Below are 18,756 nucleotides of genomic sequence, written 5' to 3' on the forward strand. Positions count from 1 at the left end.
AGAGAAAGTAGGAAATCCTACTTTCCTTTAGAATTTAATTAAATTATGGATTAATTCCATAAGAAGCAGCAAGTTGAATAAACTCTTGAGAACCAATAAAGCCATTTAAAATATCATCAGTTGTTGCACCTTGTGCTATTTGTGACAACCAACTATTTTTACCTCCTGCATCTGCCTCTCTATTAAAAAATGCTCTATAGCATATATCTAAGAATGTTGAATCATCTAATCCTCTTTGCATATACTCTTGGGAATTAAAAAACCCTTTTGCTATATCTCCTCCTGCTTTTGTCCCTGCTCTTAATTGACTTACCCAATCATTAAATCCTACTTCATCTGCGCTTCTATTTAACACTAAGTTATAGAATCTATTTACATATCCTGGTACTTCTGTTATTTGATCTATATCTCTTATTTGTGTTACTCCAAAACTATCTGCTAGGTTTTTAAATTCTTGAGCATTTAGAAATCCGTATATTACTTCTATTCTACTAGTACCATTATTTAATTGATTTAACCAAATATCTCTTCCTCCACTATCTGCTACTCTATCAAAAAGTGTTTGGTACAGTATATCTACGAATTCTTCATTTGAGAGTCCTAGGTTTATAAATTCTTGTGATTGGAAAAATCCTAGGGCTACTTTTGCGGCAGATTGATTTTGGATTACATCTAACCAGGTATTCATACCTCCTGTATCTGCGCTTCTATTTAGGATATTTTGGTAAAATCTTTCGATGAAGGTTTGTTTTTTTGTTGATGTATTAGATGTTGTATTTACTATTGCATTACCTTCAATTGTAATAATCTTATTTGGAAAATTATCAAAAGAAATAGTTATAGTACCAAACTTATTTCCTTCAGAAGAAGGTTTAAAATAAACATCCAAAGAACAATTTTCATTAACTTCAATATTTGAATAACATCCATTAACTATTCTAAATTGGTTATTATCTAATGAAATTTTCATACCACTTAATAAAAAATCTCCTGTATTAGATATATCAATTGATAATTTATCCGATTCTGTATTCACTTGTTGAGTATTTATAAACTTCAAACTAGTTGCAGATAAAGACAATTCAGGCATTAACTCCACAGAGGGAATGTCATCCCATGTTATTAATCCATCATTATTAATATCTTTATTTAAATAAAAATTAATATTATAATCATTAATATATTTATTATCACTATTATAATAAATATAAGTTATTTTTTCAATTGAACCATCATCCTCTTCATCAACCTCTTGTCTAATTGTTCTAGGTAAAGAATCATAAATATATGATGTTTTATCAAAAAATTGTTCTCCTGTATAAATATCCGAATCACCTGCATAATATACTTCAGAGATTCTATTGTTTGAATACACATATCTTTCCAAAATAAATTCATGTGTAGTTATTGGTGTAGTAAGATCGTTTTCATTATACACTCTAGACAAATAAGATTTTTTTACCAAATTATAATTACTATCATACTCATTTATCATAAAAGTCTTATTAATACTTGTATATATTTGTTGTGTAAAAATCAACTCTTCTATTTCATCTCCATTTGCATTTAACTTTTTTTCAACTACATAATCAACTGTGCCATCAATATTTTCATCAACATCAATTACTACTGTTAGCCAATCATTTGAATAATTATAAATTGATTTTTTACTACTTGAAGATGAAGAAATCACTTTCTCTTCTTTTATTCTATTATTATCAAAATAAGTAGTATAATATTTTTCATTTCCTGTTTCTTTATATATTACTCTATTTAAATTATCATATGCTAGCTTTACATAGCCTGTAAACCTATAATCAGAGTTATAACTATTTGTTAACACTAATCTATTTTGTTCATCATAAAACATTGTTTGAATTAATACAGGCTTTTGAGTATTTTGATCAATTGATATTATATAAGTAGGATATATCTCACTATTATTATTATTTTTTAGAGCATATGAAACTTGATTATTATAATTATAGCTATATACATTGTCAAAAGACCCATCAGCTTTATCATCATAATACGTAAATATTTTATTACCATTATCATCATACAAATATTTATATATATATAATCTATCAGTGTTATTATCATCAAAATAATGTTCAATTAAATTTTGATTATTATCATAATACCACTTTTCTAAGGATGTTATAGTATCACCAGATGAAATTTCTTTTTTTATCATTTGACCAAAACTATTATATGCCATTCTTATTTTTCTATTAATTTCACCATTAGAATTATAATATATATCTAAAACAGGTTTTCCTTCATTATATACTACTTTGTAATAAATACTATCATCATATCTATAAGAAAGTCTTTGAAGTAAAACATTGTTCCCATCACGAGTATATTCAATTCTACTGTTATTTGTTGGGTTTTCAAAATCTGTTTTAACTATTTTTAAATATTCTCCATTAATATAAAAATACTCTTTTTGAAAATATTTGCTTTTTACACTACTTATTGTCTTGAAAGCTTCAATTTTTGATAATTTACTTTCTCCTGATATATTATTATAAGTATATACTTCCTCATAAACATCAGAAGAACTCTTAATAGTCACTTTTCTATTAGTTATTTGATTTAAAGAATTATATAAATACTCATATAAATATTCAGTATCTTCATAAGATTTTAATAATCCAACATCATAATTTTGTTGTAAAATACTAGAATTTAGAGAAAGTTTAGTGGGATAACTGTCATATACTATATGATCATCTTTTCCAAAATTATTAAACTTAACAGAAATATCACCTTTAGTTATTTCTTTTAAATAACTATTATCAAAAAATGTAAATATTGCATTAGATGAAGGGCACTGACTTAAATTAAAATCTTCTTTTATTTTCATTCCAGCATAATATATTATATCTCTATTATAATATGTACAGTTAAAAAGTTTTTGCACTGAATATTTTTTGTTTCTATAGTCAATTACCTCTTTTATAAGTTTATTATTAGAATCATAAGTATAAACTTCTAAATCATAATTTACTCCATTATAGTTTATAGTTTTTTTTAGTAAATTTCCATTGCCATAAATGTAATTTTCAATATAATATGGATCAAATCCTATTATATTTTCAGACCTTTTAAGAAGTTTACCTGTAGAAGAATAATTATAATTTATCATCTTATCAAAGACTCCATTACCTGAAGAATCAATAAGAGTTTGTTTTATAGAAGAGGCCTCTATGTTAAGGCACAAAAAAATAATCAAGAAATATAATATTTTTTGTATATTCATAATATATTACCTCCAAGAATAAAAGTTATATCTACATTTGTTATGCAAAGTAAATATAATAAAGTTACTATTAGCGATTGCATAATAGAATATATTAAAGACATTTCCCCTCCTTTTTTAATTTAATTATGGATTAATTCCATAAGAAGCAGCAAGTTGAATAAACTCTTGAGAACCAATAAATCCATTTAAAATATCATCAGTTGTTGCACCTTGTGCTATTTGTGACAACCAACTATTTTTACCTCCTGAATCTGCTTCTCTATTAAAAAAGGCTCTATAACATATATCTAAGAATGTTGAATCATCTAATCCTCTTTGGATATACTCTTGGGAATTAAAAAACCCTTTTGCTATATCTCCTCCTGCTTTTGTCCTTGCTCTTAATTGACTTACCCAATCATTAAATCCTACTTCATCTGCGCTTCTATTTAACACTAAGTTATAGAATCTATTTACATATCCTGGTACTTCTGTTATTTGATCTATATCTCTTATTTGTGTTACTCCAAAACTATCTGCTAGGTTTTTAAATTCTTGAGCATTTAGAAATCCGTATATTACTTCTATTCTACTAGTACCATTATTTAATTGATTTAACCAAATATCTCTTCCTCCACTATCTGCTACTCTATCAAAAAGTGTTTGGTACAGTATATCTACGAATTCTTCATTTGAGAGTCCTAGGTTTATAAATTCTTGTGATTGGAAAAATCCTAGGGCTACTTTTGCGGCACTTTGATTTTGGATTACATCTAACCAGGTATTCATACCTCCACTATCTGCTGTTCTACTTAGAATATTTTGGTAGAACCTTTCGATGAAGGTTGATTGTTGTCCATCACTAGTATCTAAAGGATTTAATCCATACAACTTCTCATTTTTATCACTTATGCCATCATTATCACTATCTAAATCTAAATAATTGACAATACCATCTCCATCAAAGTCTTCACTGCCTTCCTCTAAATCATTAATTCCATCTCCATCAATATCACTTGTATTTAATAAAGGTGAATATGTGATATTTAATTCTTTGTTTAATACAGAATCATCAAAAGTTAATTCAATAGAGTTTGGTGTATATTTACCAGAAACTGGATAAAAATGTAAAGTATAGTTCCCATTTGTAATGTTTTTCATTGTAGAGAAAGTTCCTTCACCTGTTTGAACATATTCTCCAATTAAACTATATTGTGAATTTACCTCATTTGTATTTATAGTAAGCTTATGAAGCAAACTTTCGCTTTCTATACTATACGTAGCTACATTTTTCAAGGCTACTTTTTCAAAAGACTCTAAAGGAAGTTGAGTAACAGTTGAAACTTTAGAGTTTGATGTGCTGTATTTTTCATTAGTATTAATAGTCTTTAAAATATCACCATCTTTGATATCAAGACCTCCTTCTAAAACACTAAGTTCAAAATAACTATTTGCATCTTTTTTTATCTTAACTGTAGTACCCCTCACAGCTCCTGAAACTGCATTTCCTGTAGGAAAATCACTATTAATACCTGCACAAGGATGACTTGATAGATACCCCGCATCAGCCATACTAAGTGGTGAATCAAAATCACACTCATTTATAAGCCAATTTGGAGCCGCCGCCCTATTTGTTATACCATCAAAATATGAATCTTCATCTAAATCAGAAGGACTTGTCCAAATGCTTCCTCCTTCAAGAAATCTATTTGTTTGTGTCAATAAAATATCATAATTATCATTTTTAGCAACAGTAATAATACTCTCAAAATCATCATAATCATCCCCACTTACTAAACCATCTTCTGCACTTGAGTGAGTTTTATCTACACTATAAAAGGCTGTTTTAGGTTGCGAAAAGGCATCATTGAGTCCAATTAGTAACTCGTGTCCTTGAGTTGTTATTTTCCAAAGACCTCCTACCATGATTACGGAATCTCTTCTTCCTTTTGTACCATCTATATAAACTCTTTGAGGTATTGAATTTGAATCGTATACAGTATTATTTACAATCAGATATTCAGGTTGATACCTTGTAGAATAACTTGAATCACCACTCATATTTTCAATAATAGCAAGTGCAGTTTGTTCATTTCTATTATAAACTTTTACTGTATCATAAGCAAATATATCTTCATTTCCTTCAACATATAACTTTATGCTTAAGTTATCTATTTCTTCTAGTCCAAAAGAGGGTCTACCTGCAGTATTTTTGCATACATATCGATTACCTGATAATTTTTCTACATACAGGTCAACACGAACATCCACTTGATTGTTAGAAACAACCTTACATTTTAGCGTACTATTTGATGGTACAATAGCATCAAATGGAACTGCAAGTCGATTTGTTATTTCATAACTATTATCATCTAATTGATTGACAAAAATATAGTTATCTCTAGCAAGGGTTTTGATACTAAATTCATTGATTACAAAACTGACTTTAAATCTTTTTTCAAAAGATTGTGTTGTATCAGTTAAAATAAACTCTATCTCTTTACTACTACTTATATTACCTTTTAGTTTAAAATAGCCATTATCACTTTTTTCAATTGTTATACTATTATCACTGGAAGTTAATGTTAAGTTCCCAATATTTGTTAATTCAGATTTTTTTGTTACAGGTAAGTCTATAGAAAAAGGTTCACTTAAATCCACACTGTATGAGTTTTTATACTCTATTTCCCAAGGTTGATTGAGTACTAATTGAATAGCTTCTATATCTAAAGATACTGTATAGTTGCCAAAACTATTATCTTCACTGTACAAATCAAACATATATGTTCCTGCAGGCAATAACCCTTCAAAATAAAATTGATTATTTTTACCATCATTCCAATTTGAAATTGTACTTACCAAATTTCCATTAGAGTTGTAAACCCAACCTGACGTATTAAATGAAGTATCATCACTGAAACTAATTTTTACAATAGAGGGTTCTGTTACTGTGAAGTTGTAAAATGCCTTTTTATTGCTCTCACTTATTGATGAAGATTTTGGTACATTATTTAGTAAATTTTCCCTTGCATTTACTGTAATTATAACTTCATCACTGGCTTGGTTACCAGTTTCATTTGTTACAGTTAAGTTTATTGTGTGTGTACCTACACTAAAATCAGATTTTCTAAAAACAGCACTATTTGATAAAACAGTGTTTCCCTCTTTCCATTCATATGACACTATAGAACTATTGCTAGAAGATGATAATGTAGCATCTAAAGTTACAATTATATTTTCACCCACAAATTGGTCATTACCTGCATTTGCTAAAAGATCATTGACAATACTACAATTGTCATAAATATTTTGAATGCAAACAACATCACTTGATAATTCATTTGCAACAGAACTACTATCCCCTCCACTACTTGAAGCACCCCAAGTTATGACTGAACCATCAGATTTTAAAGCAGCAAAGGCACTGTTAGTTGAAAAAATTTTCGTTACTCCACTGCTTAATGAGGAAGCAACTGCACTACTATCCCCTCCATTACTTGATTCTCCCCAAGTTATGACTGAACCATCAGACTTTAAGGCTGCAAAGGCATTTCCAGTTGAAAAAATTTTCGTTACTCCACTGCTTAATAATGAAGCAACTGCACTACTATCCCCTCCATAACTTGATTCTCCCCAAGTCACCACTGAACCATCAGACTTTAAGGCTGCAAAAGCAAAGATAGTTGAAAAAACTTTCGTTACTCCACTACTTAATGATGAAGCAACTGCACTACTATCCCCTCCATAACTTGATTCTCCCCAAGTTATGACTGAACCATCAGAATTTAAGGCTGCAAAGGCATATCTGTTTGAAAAAACCTTCGTTACTCCACTGCTTAATGAAGAAGAAACAGAACTACTATCCCCTCCATTACTTGAATTTCCCCAAGTTACGACTGAACCATCAGATTTTAAAGCAGCAAAGGCACTGTTAGTTGAAAAAATTTTCGTTACTCCACTGCTTAATGATGAAGCAACTGCACTACTATCCCCTCCATTACTTGAAGCACCCCAAGTTATGACTGAACCATCAGATTTTAAAGCAGCAAAGTCACTGATAGTTGAAAAAACCTTTGTTACTCCACTGCTTAATGATGAAGCAACTGCACTACTATCCCCTCCAAAAATTGAATTTCCCCAAGTTACGACTGAACCATCAGACTTTAAGGCTGCAAAAGCAAAGATAGTTGAAAAAACTTTCGTTACTCCACTGCTTAATGATGAAGCAACTGCACTACTATCCCCTCCATAACTTGAATCTCCCCAAGTTATGACTGAACCATCAGATTTTAAGGCTGCAAAAGCAGTGATAGTTGAAAAAACCTTTGTTACTCCATTGCTTAGTGATGAAGCAACATAACTACTATACCCTCCAGAATTTGAATTTCCCCAAGTTACGACTGAACCATCAGACTTTAAGGCTGCAAAGGCATTTTCAGTTGAAAAAATCTTCGTTACACCACTGCTTAATGATGAAGCAACATAACTATTATCTCCTCCAGAATTTGAATTTCCCCAAGTTATGACTGAACCATCAGATTTTAAGGCTGCAAAAGCACCTGCGTTAGCATATTCACCTAAAGTATGACCTGGGAACATTAGTTCATTTTCTGCAAATAAGTAACTAAAGCTTAATATTATTGTTCCAATAATAAATAGTCTGATTTTTTTCATTATTTATTCCTAATCATTTTTATTAATCAAACTATTATAATAAATAATTACTTTATTTATATTAAACTAAAAACTAACTTTAAGTTATTTTTAATAAAAACTCTATTCATAATAATTTTTCCTGTCCAATTCTATACAAAGCAAAATCATATTTAATTGGATCAAGTTCATCAAACTCTTTTAATTTTTCAGTTACTAATAAAGCTGATTTTAAATCATAGGTTTTTCTATCTAATAATTCTAGTTTTTGAGAAACTTTGAAAGTGTGAGTATCAAGAGGTAAAATCAAATCCTTTTTATCAATTCCGTCCCAAAGTCCTAAATCCAAATTATCTTCTCTTACCATCCATCTAAAAAACATATTCCATCTTTTATATGGAGCATTTCCTATCTCTTTTATTATTCCACATTTATCTCTTTTTAGTGGGCTTGATACTAAAAAAGTAAAACCTTGAGAGCTGTATGAAGCATGTTTATTTATTGTATTGATTAGAAAATCTAAGCCCTCTAAAACTGAATTTTCTTTTTTATATCCTTTTAGAAAAATATCATTTAAAGAGTTTTCTTGTTTCATTCTTCTAAAGGTTTTAAAGATAGTTTTTACATCCTCACTGTTTTGAAACCTATAGTAAAACTTATCTAACTCTTTTTCGATTTTTTCTTCACTACTTTCTAAAAGAGAAAAGTCTAAACTATCCAAAAATTTTACAATTAAACTTGCTTTTCCATATCCAAAAAGAGCACAAAGCAAGATGGCATATTCATCTTTGAACCTACTTGCAACTAAAAGTGGGTCTGGCTTTTCATAACTTAATTCACAGTCATTATTTCTACACTCTATCTCTTTATCAAGTAATTCTTTTATTTTTTTATCATTTTTATTCATTAGCTATTTATATATTCCTCAATATCTTCTTCAATTTTTTTATATGCTGTATTTGCATCTTCATAATATATTTTATCAAAGCACTCTTCATATATTGCAAAACTTGGTTCAAGATTGTTTAGTATAGCTTTGTTTGCATATTGAGATAAATGATTAACATCAATTACATTTCCACTTGTACCAATTACTACTAACAAATCACAGTTATTTAAAATATTATACATAGTTTCATATTTTGGTGCAGCTTCACCAAAAAAAACTATATTTGGTCTCATTTTTGAGCCACATATTGTACAGATTGAATTACCTTTATCTTGTACTTCATATTTTATATTTATTATATCATTACAACTCATACATCTTAATTCTTGAAGAAAACCATGAAGATGTAGTACATCTTTACAATCTGCTTTTTCTAATAAATCATCTACATTTTGAGTAATTACTTCTATTTTATTAGGATATTTTGCTTTTAATCTTGAAATCATTTTATGTGCATTATTAGGAAGTTTATCTTTTATATCTTCTCTTCTTTTATTATAAAAATTGATTGTATTTTCATAATTCCAGTCTAAGCACCCTGCACTGCATATCTCATTTATATCATGCTCTTCCCACAAGCCATCTTTATCTCTAAAAGTTGAGATTCCACTGCTTGCACTAAGCCCTGCCCCACTGAAAATGACTATTTTTTCACCCATTTGAAATCCAAGTTTATTGTTAATTTTGGTATTATACCAACTATTTAAAAAGGATTAGATAATGAACTTTAAAGACTTTAAAAAATTAGTTTGCAATACAAGAACAACAAGAAGATTTAAAAAAGATATTACAATTGAAAATATAGAATTAGAAGATGTATTAGATGCTGCAAGGGTTGTTTCAAGTGCTAAAAATATGCAACCATTAAAATATATAACAGTTACAGATAAAAATCTAGTAAAAAAATTAGCCCAAACATGCCAATGGGCAACACACCTTGAAAACTGGAATCAAAAAGAAGAGGAGCAACCAAGTGCTTTTATAATAGTATTAAATGATACTAAAATCGATGGGTTTGCAATGTTAGATTGTGGTATTGCTTTAAATAACATAATGCTAGGTTTAAAAATAAAAGGTTACTCATCTTGCCCTTTAGCTTCAATAGATAAAGAATTATGCAAAGAACTTTTTTCACTTGATGAAAAAATAGAACCCATGATTGGTATAGCTATTGGCATAGAAGATGAAACAATAAAAGTTGTTGATGTAAAACTTGATACAAACTATTATAGAGATGAGATAGATATTCATTGCGTGCCAAAAAGAGATTTAAATGATGTTTTAATAGGTAAATACTAATGAAAAATATTCTAATAACAGGTTGTTCTAGTGGTATAGGACTGGAAACAGCAAAACTTTTAGATGCTTCAGGAATAAAAGTTTATGCAACAGCTAGAAAACAAGAAGATGTTGAAAAATTAAAAGAGCTTGGATTAAAAGCTTTTTTACTTGATGTTACAAATGAAAAACATATAAAAACAATACTTGAACAAATCTTTTCAATAGATGGAAAAATTGATGCAGTTTTCAATAATGCTGGTTTTGGTCAACCAGGAGCAGTAGAAGATATAACGCTTCCTGTAATAAGAGAACAATTTGAAACAAATGTTTTTGGTATGCACGAAGTTACTAGACAAACTCTTCCATATATGAGAAAACAAGGCTTTGGTAAGATTATTCAGCACTCGTCTGTTTTAGGAATAATATCTTTAAAATTTAGAGGAGCATACAACTGTTCAAAATATGCTATTGAAGGACTTGCTGATACCTTAAGACTTGAGTTAAGTGATACAAATATTAGTGTAAGTACAATAAATACAGGTCCAGTTACAAGTAAATTTAGAGAAAATGCCCTAAAAAATTTTAGAAAAAATGTAGATATAGAAAATAGTGCTTTTAGTGATATTTATAAAAAAGAGTTAAAAGAAAGATTAGAAAATGACAAAGATGATACACCTTTTAATCTGCCAGCTAGTTCTGTTGCAAATGTAGTTTTAAAAATACTTGAAAGTAATAAACCAAAACCTAGATATTATGTTACAAAAGCTACATATATCTTAGGCTTTTTAAAACGTATTTTATCAACATCACTATTAGATAAAATACTTAATAAAATATAAGAAAGGAAAAATCCTTTCTTACTTTTCTAAATATGGTTTACCATAAAATCTTATAACCAAAAATATCACTAACAATCCTAAAGGCAATAAAATAGTTACAGGAACTGAAAATGCTGCAGGTAGATATCCACATAAAATAGATACTGTTCCAACAAATATTGCATAATATAACTGTGTTGAAATATGATCCATATGATTACAAGATGAAGCCATTGATGATAAAATTGATGTATCAGAGATTGGAGAACAATGATCTCCAAATATTGCCCCTGTTAATACTGCTCCAACATTTAAAACAATATAATTATGTAAAGCAACATCTTCTAAACCTGTTTGAATACCAACTGCATTTGCTAAAGGTATTGTAAGAGGCATTAAAATCCCCATTGTACCATATGAAGTACCTGTAGAAAAAGAGATTATAGAACCTAAAATAAATATTACTGTAGGAAGAATAAACTGTGGTGTAGATTCTGATAATAAAGTTACTAAATAATTTGCTGTACCAACCTCTTTCATAACTGCACTTAAAGACCAAGCTAAAATCAAAATAACAGCTGTAATAACTAAAGCTTTAACTCCATATACCCAAGTTTCTAAAGCCTCATGCAATGAAAATATCTTTTGCTTTAATCCCATAATAATAGCTACTAAAGATGAAAATAGTGCTGCTTCGAAAATAACCACTGAAGCATCTGCAGCTCCAAAAGCTTCCCTTACTGCATAAAAACTAAAAGGATTCGATTCCACTGCTTTTAAAATTTCTCCTTCTAATGCAGAAACACCATTTAGATAAAATCCAACTATCGCAACAACAATTAAAACAAAAATTGGAACAATTGCATTATAAATAGAATAAGTAACTCCTTCTTTTGGAAGCATAAAAGAGTTTTCTTGATTCATTAATGTACTATCAGTTTTTGGATTTGTTACATGACCTTTTGTATGGGCTCTGTGTGCTGCTTTATACATTGGTCCAAATTCTCTTAAAGTAAAAGCTGAAAAAAATACAAATGCAAGCATTAAAATATTATAAAATCTATAAGGAAGTGTCTCTACAAAAATTCCAAATGCATTTATATCTGGTTGTCCTATTGAATCATATGCATCTTTGATTAAAGATAATTCATACCCTACCCAAGTTGAGATTAAAGCAAGACCGGCAATTGGAGCAGCAGTAGCATCAATAATAAAAGCTAATTTTTCCCTTGCAATTTTTAGTTTATCGGTTACAGGCTTCATAATTGGACCAATAACTAATGAATTTGCATAATCATCAAAGAAAATAAAAAATCCCATAATCCAAGTATAAAGTTGTGCTGAAGCTGGTGTCTTAGCCTTTTTTGCAAGTTTTTCTGCAATAGCTCTTGGACCACCCATCTTTGTTATAACTGCGATCATACCACCAATTGTTAGAACCTGTAAAACAATACCAGCATTCCAAGAATCAGCCAAGGAACCTACCATCTTTGAAGACATGTCAACAAATGCATAATATATAGATATAAATACATTTTTCTCACTTACACTTATCATATAAGTTCCAGAGAAAATTCCTATAAATAAAGAGAAGATTACATTTCTAGTAATAAATGCTAAAACTATAGCTACAAGAGGTGGAATTAGTGTAAATACACCAAACAATGTTGAGTTATCTTTTGTATCACTTGCTAATGCAATAATAGGCAAAAGCATAAATAAATAAGAAATTTTTTTAATACCTTTCACAATATTCCTTTAAAAAAAATAGCGAGAATTGTACCATAAAAGCATTTAAAAATTTTGATTAAATTATATATTTATTTTAAATAAGTTTTAATTATTGTTGAATCTCTTTTTGATTTGTCTTACTTTGCAAGTAATCAGAAATTTGCATTAAACAAAAAGTTACTATAAATATCATAAGTCCTGGAAAGAAACTAACCCACCAAGCAATATCTATAACAGCTTTCCCATCACTTAACAAACTTCCCCATGACATTTGAGGAGGGTTTACACCTAAACCTAAAAATGATAATCCAGATTCAGCTAATATTGCTCCACCAACTCCAAAGGTGAAAGAGATTAAAAATATTGGGGCTAAAAGTGGTGCAAAATATTTAAATATGATTTTTGTTTTTGATACATTTGCAAGTTTTAATACTTTTATGTAAGGTCTATTTCCTATAGCAAAACTTTCACTTCTAATTAACCTTGCCATCCCCATCCAACCTGTTATAGAAATCACAATAATCAAAACAAAAGAGGAAGCTTGTATATATGAAACAAGTGCTAATAAAAGAAAAAATGTTGGAAATGTTAAAAATAAATCAATCAAAATTGTAATACTTTTATCAATCTTACCTTTAAAATATCCTGCATTTATACCAACAAATAAACCAATCAATGAAGCTATTGCTGCACTTAAAAAGCCAATTATAAGTGAAGTTTGCCCACCATTTAAAACTCTTGCTAACATATCTCTTCCCAATCGGTCAGTACCCAATAAATGGTTTAAAGAAGGAGCTTCTAGTATTTTTTCAGGGTTTAATTCATATGGCGAAACTGTATAAATAAAAGGCAATAAAAACACTAATAAGATTAATATTATTAAAGTATAACTTGCCGTTTTTAACATCTTGCTACTTGTAAATATAATAAGAAAGAGAACTCTTTCCAAATTTCTTTGTTTTATTTAAAACAAATTTACCTAACTCTTCTGGCATCTCTAATGTTGATACATGTTCAAGGATTACAATAAAAATATTATCATTTTCAATATTTTCAATCATTTTAAATGATTTATCATAAATATCTTCCATACCATCTCTATAATCAAAAGGTGGATCCACGTATAAGATTAACTCATCTGAAGAGTTTTTTAAACTATTTAATATTGATGGTGTTTGAATAAAAGTATCACCCATCATAGTTTGACATTTATCTGGCTCAATATTTTTACAATTTTTTGTCAATATTTTGTATGAATTTTTATCAAGTTCTACAAAATAAGCTCTTTTTGCATCACGACTTATTGCTTCAAGCCCAATACTCCCACTACCTGCAAAACTTTCAATAAAAATTTTATCTATAATATCAAATTGAAGAACATTAAATAAAGACTCTTTAAGTCTAGCTTTTGAACTTCTTGTAACATCTAAAGAGGGTAATTCGATTAATTTCCCTTTATGTTTTCCTGCAATAATTTTTGTTGTTGGTTTATTATTTTTCATAACTCATTTCACTATTTAATTTGCCGTATTATATTGAAAAATTGTTGAGGATTTGATTTTAAACACACTTTGTTAATATTCTATTAATTTAGAGTTTATTTTTAGTAATTACTTTCCCTTATAATTTCACTATAAAAGTTTAAGGAGAAAAAATGAAATTTAAATTTAAAGATGTTGCAACTTCTATGGCAACTGTAGTATTTTTGGTTGTAGCAGTTAGTGGTCTAATGTTGTATTTCAAAATATTTAATAGTCAAGTAAAAGAGTTACATGAGATATTAGGATTAGCTTTTGTTGCAGCTGCAGTTTTACACGTAACAGCAAACTGGAAAGCGATGAAGAATTATTTTACAAAAAAAATATTTATTAGTGCAGCTTTAGTAGTTGTTGTAATAAGTGGATTATTTATTTCACAAAACTTAGATAAAGGAGCAGATCCTAAAGGTACTGCCTTGCGAAGTATAATCAATGCACCACTTGATGCCTCACTAAAAGTATTAGCTGTTGATTATGATGAGGCTATGATGAGATTAGAAAATGCAAATATTAAAAATTTAAATAAAAAATCTTTAGGAGAGATTGCCAAAGCAAATGGAGACAGTCCCTTTAAAATTATTGCAATAATTACAAGTAAATAAATTTTGTAATTAAAAAAATACCCTTTCTTAGATAAAATTCCAAAAAATCAAAAAAAGGGTATATTTGCCAAGAAAAAGATTGCAAAAGATTTTACCAAGCCATGAAAAAATAAAAGAACAAAAACTATTAAAAATATTTGGTAATTTTTTAAACAAAAGAGAGATTTGGAGCCTAAATAGAAAAAAAGTTATTGGAGGAGTTTTCATAGGTATATTTGTAGCTTGTTTACCTATGCCTCTACAGATGGTCTTAGCTTCAATTTTAGCAATATTTTTTAATATGAATCTACCAATAAGTTTTGCACTGATATTTATTAGTAATCCACTTACAATGCCTGCACTATTTTACTTTGAATATCAAATTGGAAAACTTCTTATAAAACCTGAAAATCCGATTGAGTTTAATTTTCACTCTATGTATGATAATTTTGAAGAGATTGCCCTTTGTCTTTGGAGTGGAGCAATAGTTGTTGGACTTTTTAGTGCTGTACTTTGTTATGTTTTAGTAAACTTTTTTTGGATATATTCAGTAAAGAAAGATAGACGAAAAATAAGATAAGTGAGAAAATCTCACCCTCTTATACTTATGCTACTAAAATAACACTTGATGCTTTAAAAATTCCGTAAGCAGTTGAACCTACAGTAAGACTTAAATCTTCAACTGCTTCATTTGTTACAACTGCACAAATCATATTTTCACCAACTTTTAATTTTACTTCAGAATTAACTTGTCCTGATTTAATCTCAACAACTTCTGCTTTAATTATATTTCTAGCTGTAGCTTTTAATTGTTCTTTTGAAATAATTACAGAAGATGATTTAACTAATGCTGATACTTCACTTCCAATAACTAGACCTAAAGAGTTAGTAGCTTCTTTTGTAATTGTTGCTGAAACTATAACACTAGGTGCCACTTCAACTTTAACTTCTGACATCACTTCACCAGATTTTATGTCAATGATTTTTCCACTTAATTCATTTCTTGCGCTTGTTTTCATTTTTTATCCTTTAATTAAAAAAGAATTATATTCCTAAAAAACTTAAAAATAACTATATTCGTTATATATAAAAGTCGATATAGAAAGACCTATATTACGAATATTATGTGATAATATATAAAGTATTATTAAAAAATAAATGTATAAAAAATAATGAATTGATTGTTTGAATTATTATAAAAAAGAAAAAGTATATATGATTTGATTAAATCATATATACTTGTAGTATTATCTTGCGTAAGAAGAAGCTCTTAACTCTCTAATTACATTTACTTTTATTTCACCAGGATATTGAACTTTTTCTTCAATCTCTTGTGCTATTTCAGTTGCAAGTAAGATAGCTTCATCATCATTTACTAAATCAGCTTTTACTATTACTCTTACTTCTCTTCCTGCATTTATTGCATAAGCATTAAGTACACCTGTTTTTGAAGTTGAAATATTTTCAACCTCTTCTACTCTTTTTAAGAAGCTTTCAAGAACTTCTCTTCTAGCACCAGGTCTAGCAGCACTTAAAGCATCAGCTGCACATACAGCAGCACTTTCTACATTTATAGGTTCTTCGTGTCCATGATGAGCATAAATTGCATTTATAACTGTATCAGGTTCATCATATCTTTTACAGATTTCAGCGCCTAAGTCAACATGTGAACCTGGCATGTCATGAGTTAAAGATTTTCCAATATCGTGTAAAATCCCTGCACGTCTAGCTAAAATTGCATCTCCACCCATTTGTGCTGCTAATAATCCAGCTAAATTAGCAACTTCAAGAGTATGGGCTAATGCATTTTGTCCATAAGAGGCTCTATATCTTAATCTTCCAACAAGTTTAACTAATTCTGGATGCATAGATTTAATTCCAAGCTCCATAATTACATCTTCACCCTCTTTTAAGATATTTTTATCAAAGTCACTTTTAACTTTTAAATATATCTCTTCTATTCTAGCAGGTTGAATTCTTCCATCCTCCAAAAGCTCTTGAATAGTTCTAGTTGCTATTGCTCTTCTATAAAGATTAAAAGATGAAATTGTAATAGTATTTGGTGTATCATCAATAATAATATCTACACCTAATAACATCTCAAGAGCTTTAATATTTCTTCCCTCTTTACCAATAATTTTACCTTTAGTCTCTTCATCACTTAAAGGAAGATTATTAATAAGTCTTTCAGCAGCAAATTCACCAGCATATCTAGTAACTGCATGTGAAAGCATATTGTTTACTTCATCTTTACACTTTTGTTCTGCTAGTTTATATTTCTTTCTAAATATTGAAGCGATTGTTGCTCTACTATCTTCTTTTACTTTTTCAAGCATTAAATCTTTTGCTTCATCTTCTGTAAGTCCAGATGCATTTTCAAGCACTTTTATAGCTTTTGCAATCTTTTCTTCATAAGTTTTTTGTTGTCTTTTTAGCCCCTCTTTAATTGTTGTAATTTTCTCATTTTTTTCAACAATTTGAGCTTTTTCCTCTTTGATAGCTTTTAATTCTGACTCAAGATGATGGTTTAGCTCTTTCTCTTTTTTCTCAATTTGAGAAAGTAGTTCATCATATTCTCTTTTTGCAGTTTTAAATTCTCTGTCATAATCTCTTTTTGCTTTTATTTGAGCATCTTTTAAAACTACTTCAGCTTCATGCTCAATAACCTTTGCTTTCGCTTTTGCTTGTTCAACATATATATCAATTTTTGCTTTATTGATTTTCTTTAGAACAAAAACAGTAATTGCAACACTTAAGATTGCAACAATTACCCCAACTCCTACTAATTCCATATTCAAAACCTTAACTTGTAATTATATAATCAGCCCGAATATCGTATTTATCTGTTAGAGTTTCATTTGTTTTACAAAGTGTCAATTGGGTAAAAACAGTAATTGGTTTGTATTTCAACCTATAAAAAAATCTATCATACATTCCACGACCAAAACCAATTCTTTTGCACTCTTTATCTATGCCCACCACAGGCACTACAGCTAAGTCGATTTTTTTATTTATGCAAAAAGAGTTTTTTGGCTCTTTTATACCAAATTTTTTGGTTTCAAGTGGTAACCTATACTTTACTAATTTAAAACTATCCCCAACCATAAAAGGAACATAAACATTTTTCTGTTCCTTACGTAAATAATTTATCAAAGGAAGTACATCAACTTCCATATCCATTGGAATATACAACAAAATATTTTTTGCATCATATTTGTTTATAATTCTTTTTAATTTTTCTACTGTTTTTTTCTCTTTGCTAAACTTTAAAAAACGGCTTGTAAACTCTAATCTTTTTATACACGATTTTCTAAAATCACTTTTGTGATTTCTTTCCATATTTAAGCCTTACTTCGGTAAAATTCTTACCTTAAATTATTTTACCAACAAGGAATTAAAATGCAGTTTAAAAAAATCGCATTTTTTATAATTTCAGTTATCTTAGTGGTTACTGGATGTGATTCAAAAAAAGATGAGAAACAAGAAACTATAGAAAAAAAAGAAGTTAAGTTCGAAATAACTTCACAATTGATGCCAAAAATCACTTTAGAAAAAACAGCAGATGGGATTGATTTTAAAGAGTTAAAAGGTAAAGTTGTACTATTAAACTTTTTTGCAACTTGGTGTCCTCCATGTAAAGCCGAAATCCCCCATTTAATCAACTTAAAGAACAAATATAAAGATAACTTTGAGATTATTGCAGTTAATATGGGTGAAAAGAATGGTGTTTTATCAGAAGATAAAAAGATTCAAGATTTTATAAAAGAATATAATATAAATTATAATGTTTCAAATCACAATAATAATTTTAAAATTGCTGATATGATGGGTAAAGTTGAGATAATTCCTACAATGTTTCTTTTTGACACAACAGGTAAAACTGTACAAAAATATGTAGGAGTTGTTCCTGAAGAAATGATGGAAACAGATATAAAAAGAGCATTTAGGGAATAAT

At 28.8% G+C, this 18,756-nt stretch carries 15 protein-coding genes; 5 read left to right on the top strand and 10 right to left on the bottom strand.

All coding sequences use genetic code 11. The features are described 5' to 3' along the window. Positions 1 to 43: 43 nt before the first annotated feature. The 4 genes from ACKU4C_RS08900 to ACKU4C_RS08915 all read right to left on the bottom strand — a co-directional run bounded on the left by ACKU4C_RS08900 (position 44) and on the right by ACKU4C_RS08915 (position 9,511). Entirely contained in the window at positions 44 to 3,154 is a 3,111-nt protein-coding gene (locus tag ACKU4C_RS08900; protein ID WP_321311518.1) for a DUF4214 domain-containing protein, read from the bottom strand. A gap of 240 nt (positions 3,155 to 3,394) precedes the next feature. After that, complete coding sequence (locus tag ACKU4C_RS08905; RefSeq protein ID WP_321311519.1) at positions 3,395 to 7,924, bottom strand: DUF4214 domain-containing protein; 4,530 nt, start codon at positions 7,922 to 7,924, stop codon at positions 3,395 to 3,397. 106 nt (positions 7,925 to 8,030) lie between these two features. Next, positions 8,031 to 8,810, bottom strand: a complete 780-nt coding sequence (locus ACKU4C_RS08910; protein WP_321311520.1) for a TIGR02757 family protein — start codon at positions 8,808 to 8,810, stop codon at positions 8,031 to 8,033. Beyond that, entirely contained in the window at positions 8,810 to 9,511 is a 702-nt protein-coding gene (locus ACKU4C_RS08915) for a Sir2 family NAD-dependent protein deacetylase (RefSeq protein ID WP_321311521.1), read from the bottom strand. Before ACKU4C_RS08915 ends, ACKU4C_RS08910 begins: the two co-directional genes overlap by 1 nt. A gap of 61 nt (positions 9,512 to 9,572) precedes the next feature. Here ACKU4C_RS08915 and ACKU4C_RS08920 point away from each other — a divergent pair, with 61 nt between their 5' ends. Both ACKU4C_RS08920 and ACKU4C_RS08925 read left to right on the top strand, forming a co-directional pair. Then, entirely contained in the window at positions 9,573 to 10,151 is a 579-nt protein-coding gene (locus ACKU4C_RS08920) for a nitroreductase family protein (protein WP_321311522.1), read from the top strand. Continuing rightward, on the top strand, positions 10,151 to 10,972 hold the full coding sequence (locus ACKU4C_RS08925; RefSeq protein WP_321311523.1) for an SDR family NAD(P)-dependent oxidoreductase: 822 nt from the start codon (positions 10,151 to 10,153) through the stop codon (positions 10,970 to 10,972). Before ACKU4C_RS08920 ends, ACKU4C_RS08925 begins: the two co-directional genes overlap by 1 nt. Positions 10,973 to 10,990: 18 nt before the next feature. Here the strand turns inward: ACKU4C_RS08925 and ACKU4C_RS08930 are convergent, their stop codons facing one another. The 3 genes from ACKU4C_RS08930 to rsmD all read right to left on the bottom strand — a co-directional run bounded on the left by ACKU4C_RS08930 (position 10,991) and on the right by rsmD (position 14,184). Then, entirely contained in the window at positions 10,991 to 12,667 is a 1,677-nt protein-coding gene (locus tag ACKU4C_RS08930; RefSeq protein WP_321315857.1) for a Na+/H+ antiporter NhaC family protein, read from the bottom strand. Between the two features lie 124 nt (positions 12,668 to 12,791). Beyond that, entirely contained in the window at positions 12,792 to 13,589 is a 798-nt protein-coding gene (locus tag ACKU4C_RS08935; protein ID WP_321311524.1) for an ABC transporter permease, read from the bottom strand. Positions 13,590 to 13,593: 4 nt separating this feature from the next. Next, the gene (gene rsmD, locus ACKU4C_RS08940) at positions 13,594 to 14,184 is read right to left on the bottom strand and encodes a 16S rRNA (guanine(966)-N(2))-methyltransferase RsmD (protein WP_321311525.1); all 591 of its coding nucleotides are present in this window, start codon (positions 14,182 to 14,184) and stop codon (positions 13,594 to 13,596) included. Positions 14,185 to 14,336: 152 nt separating this feature from the next. Between rsmD and ACKU4C_RS08945 the strand changes: the two genes are divergently transcribed. Beyond that, positions 14,337 to 14,822, top strand: coding sequence for a DUF4405 domain-containing protein (locus ACKU4C_RS08945; RefSeq protein WP_321311526.1), 486 nt, complete (start codon positions 14,337 to 14,339; stop codon positions 14,820 to 14,822). Positions 14,823 to 14,886: 64 nt separating this feature from the next. Continuing rightward, positions 14,887 to 15,381, top strand: coding sequence for a DUF2062 domain-containing protein (locus tag ACKU4C_RS08950; RefSeq protein WP_321311527.1), 495 nt, complete (start codon positions 14,887 to 14,889; stop codon positions 15,379 to 15,381). 25 nt (positions 15,382 to 15,406) lie between these two features. On the opposite strand, the gene ACKU4C_RS08955 is transcribed toward ACKU4C_RS08950, so the two are convergent. The 3 genes from ACKU4C_RS08955 to ACKU4C_RS08965 all read right to left on the bottom strand — a co-directional run bounded on the left by ACKU4C_RS08955 (position 15,407) and on the right by ACKU4C_RS08965 (position 18,140). Next, on the bottom strand, positions 15,407 to 15,820 hold the full coding sequence (locus ACKU4C_RS08955; protein WP_321311528.1) for a TOBE domain-containing protein: 414 nt from the start codon (positions 15,818 to 15,820) through the stop codon (positions 15,407 to 15,409). 228 nt (positions 15,821 to 16,048) lie between these two features. Next, the gene (gene rny, locus ACKU4C_RS08960; RefSeq protein ID WP_321311529.1) at positions 16,049 to 17,593 is read right to left on the bottom strand and encodes a ribonuclease Y; all 1,545 of its coding nucleotides are present in this window, start codon (positions 17,591 to 17,593) and stop codon (positions 16,049 to 16,051) included. Between the two features lie 10 nt (positions 17,594 to 17,603). Beyond that, a complete protein-coding gene (locus ACKU4C_RS08965; RefSeq protein ID WP_321311530.1) occupies positions 17,604 to 18,140 on the bottom strand; it encodes a 5-formyltetrahydrofolate cyclo-ligase in 537 nt (178 codons plus the stop codon). A 60-nt stretch (positions 18,141 to 18,200) separates the two neighbouring features. Here ACKU4C_RS08965 and ACKU4C_RS08970 point away from each other — a divergent pair, with 60 nt between their 5' ends. Further along, a complete protein-coding gene (locus ACKU4C_RS08970; RefSeq protein WP_321311531.1) occupies positions 18,201 to 18,755 on the top strand; it encodes a TlpA disulfide reductase family protein in 555 nt (184 codons plus the stop codon). Position 18,756: the final 1 nt, after the last annotated feature.

It is taken from the genome of Halarcobacter sp., from assembly GCF_963676935.1.
GTDB lineage: Bacteria > Campylobacterota > Campylobacteria > Campylobacterales > Arcobacteraceae > Halarcobacter.

Coding starts and splice junctions, on each gene's coding strand:
- ACKU4C_RS08905 (WP_321311519.1), bottom strand. CDS start 7,924: ATGAAAAAAATCAGACTATTTATTATTGGAACAATAATATTAAGCTTT.
- ACKU4C_RS08945 (WP_321311526.1), top strand. CDS start 14,337: ATGAAATTTAAATTTAAAGATGTTGCAACTTCTATGGCAACTGTAGTA.
- ACKU4C_RS08955 (WP_321311528.1), bottom strand. CDS start 15,820: ATGAAAACAAGCGCAAGAAATGAATTAAGTGGAAAAATCATTGACATA.
- ACKU4C_RS08935 (WP_321311524.1), bottom strand. CDS start 13,589: ATGTTAAAAACGGCAAGTTATACTTTAATAATATTAATCTTATTAGTG.
- ACKU4C_RS08965 (WP_321311530.1), bottom strand. CDS start 18,140: ATGGAAAGAAATCACAAAAGTGATTTTAGAAAATCGTGTATAAAAAGA.
- ACKU4C_RS08915 (WP_321311521.1), bottom strand. CDS start 9,511: ATGGGTGAAAAAATAGTCATTTTCAGTGGGGCAGGGCTTAGTGCAAGC.
- ACKU4C_RS08910 (WP_321311520.1), bottom strand. CDS start 8,810: ATGAATAAAAATGATAAAAAAATAAAAGAATTACTTGATAAAGAGATA.
- ACKU4C_RS08920 (WP_321311522.1), top strand. CDS start 9,573: ATGAACTTTAAAGACTTTAAAAAATTAGTTTGCAATACAAGAACAACA.
- ACKU4C_RS08970 (WP_321311531.1), top strand. CDS start 18,201: ATGCAGTTTAAAAAAATCGCATTTTTTATAATTTCAGTTATCTTAGTG.
- ACKU4C_RS08925 (WP_321311523.1), top strand. CDS start 10,151: ATGAAAAATATTCTAATAACAGGTTGTTCTAGTGGTATAGGACTGGAA.
- rny (WP_321311529.1), bottom strand. CDS start 17,593: ATGGAATTAGTAGGAGTTGGGGTAATTGTTGCAATCTTAAGTGTTGCA.
- ACKU4C_RS08930 (WP_321315857.1), bottom strand. CDS start 12,667: ATGCTTTTGCCTATTATTGCATTAGCAAGTGATACAAAAGATAACTCA.
- ACKU4C_RS08900 (WP_321311518.1), bottom strand. CDS start 3,154: ATGATAAATTATAATTATTCTTCTACAGGTAAACTTCTTAAAAGGTCT.
- rsmD (WP_321311525.1), bottom strand. CDS start 14,184: ATGAAAAATAATAAACCAACAACAAAAATTATTGCAGGAAAACATAAA.